The 1,402-nt window shown below is 74.8% G+C and carries 1 protein-coding gene; it reads right to left on the bottom strand.

The window, feature by feature from the left end:
- The coding region (locus HO151_RS05800; RefSeq protein WP_173895025.1) for a polyketide synthase at positions 1 to 1,402 on the bottom strand (1,402 nt) is incomplete at both ends.

Genomic DNA, 1,402 nt, shown 5'->3' with positions numbered 1-1,402 from the left:
GAGCAGGGCGTGTTCGTGCGCCGACAGCACGACCAGGACGGGCCCGGGGACGGGGGCCGGGGCGGGCACGGGCGGCGGCTCCTCCAGCACGACGTGCGCGTTGGTGCCGCTCAGCCCGAAGGAGCTGACCGCGACCCGCCAGGGCCGGGAGCCGTCCCGGACCAGCTCGACCGGCCTGTCGGCGACCCTGAAGGGTCCTTCGGCGAACGGGACGCGCGGGTTGGCCCGCCGGAAGTGCGGCGTGGCCGGCACGCGTCCGGTCGTCAGCACGTCCATCGCCTTGAACACGCCGGCCAGTCCCGCCGCCGCCGAGGTGTGCCCCACGTTCGCCTTCACCGAACCGACCGGGACGCTGCCCGCCGGGAGCCCGGCGGGTGCGAACACCGCGTTCAGCGCGGCCAGTTCGATGGGATCGCCCAGCGGTGTCCCGGTCCCGTGGCACTCGACGTAGTCGATGCCGGCCGGATCGACGCCGAACCGGCGGTACGTCTCCTCGACCAGCGCCGTCTGCGCGCGCCGCGACGGAGCCGTCAGACCGTTCGTGGCGCCGTCGTGGTTGACGCCCGAGGCGCGGATCACCGCCTGTACCGGATCGCCGTCGGCCAGCGCCCGGCGCAGCGTCTTGAGCAGCACCACCGCGCTGCCCTCGGCGGGCACGAAGCCGTCGGCCGACGCGTCGAACGGACGGCACCGGCCGGTGGGGGAGAGCATCCCCGCCTTGCTCATGTACACGTACGGGATCTCGGTCGTGTACAGCGTGACCCCGCCGGCCAGCATCATGTCCGCCTCGCCCAGCCACAGCGCCTGGCAGGCCAGGTGCAGCGCCACCAGCGAGCTCGAACAGGCGGTGTCCACGGAGGCCACCGGCCCGGCGAGGTCCAGCAGGTAGGCCACCCGGGCCGCCAGGATCGACTGCGAGTTGCCCTGCATGACCTGCGGCATCCGGTGGTGCGGGCTGGAGCGCTCGACGCGCAGCGCGTAGTCGTTGAGCATCACCCCCGCGTAGACCCCGCACCGGGACCCCGCCAGCGAGGACGGCGCGTACCCGGCGTTCTCCACCGCGCGCCGGCACTCCTGGAGGAACAACCGGGCCTGCGGGTCGGTCAGTTCCGCCTCCCGGCGGGTCATCCGGAACAGGCCGGCGTCGAAGTCCGCCGCGTCCCGGAGCATGCCGCCCCAGCGCGACAGCGACCTGCCGGGCGCGGCGGGGTCCGGGTCGTACCACCGCTCGACCGGCCACCGGTCCCGGGGCACCTCGGCCACCGTGTCGGCGCCCTCGTGCAACAGCCGCCGGAACGCGTCGAGGTCGTCGGCGCCCGGGAAGCGGGCGGAGCACCCGATGACGGCGACCGGTTCGTGAACCCGCCCGGACGGCGGGCCGGACCCGTCGGCCGGAGCGGAC

It is taken from the genome of Streptomyces sp. 8P21H-1 (genome assembly GCF_013302945.1).
This window is presented reverse-complemented; position numbering and strand designations above follow the sequence as displayed.